Source organism: Aphanothece microscopica RSMan92 (assembly GCF_046613545.2).
GTDB lineage: Bacteria > Cyanobacteriota > Cyanobacteriia > PCC-6307 > Cyanobiaceae > NIES-981.
The window spans coordinates 1-545 of record NZ_JBKKKY020000384.1; the positions used below are offsets into that span (position 1 = coordinate 1).

The following is a 545-nucleotide window of genomic DNA, read 5'->3' on the forward strand; positions in this document are numbered from 1 at the left end:
GATCGCGACAATGCATATGCATAAGGCTACCCTTGCAAGTGGAAACAAGAGAGTGAAGCTCTCGGCTCTGTTCCTTGCCTTATGCATGCTTAGCGCAGGATCGGCGGTAGCCGAGGAAGCGGTTTCGTTTGTTGATAGCGTCAAACCAATCTTCGATTCGAAATGTGTCGCCTGCCACGCATGTACCGATGCGCCTAGTCAGTTGGATTTACGTAGCCGTATGGGCGTGGAGAGGGGTGCGAAGAAGGGAAATCCATATTCACCTCGACTAACCTTTGAACCGAATACGTTGCTCAATCAAAGCCCAAAAACAGTTGAACAGTGGCGAGAAGCCGGTTTCTTTTCGGTCACTGAGGGTGGCCAGCAGTCGCTCATGGGCAAAATGCTTTCGCTCGGCCATGCCAACCCGTTCGCTGGCAACTCGGTGCTTCCAAAGGATTTCGACGGACGGCTCGACTCCCTTGAAAGAGAAAACTACACTCCGAACGAAGCCGAATTCTCGGCCTATGCGGAGCAATTCCCGCTCGAAGGTATGCCGTTCGGCG

At 53.0% G+C, this 545-nt stretch carries 1 protein-coding gene; it reads left to right on the top strand.

Annotation, left to right across the window (positions count from 1 at the left end):
- Positions 1 to 52 precede the first annotated feature (52 nt).
- The coding region (locus ACLD7X_RS18140) for a fatty acid cis/trans isomerase (protein WP_411425083.1) at positions 53 to 545 on the top strand (493 nt) is incomplete at its 3' end.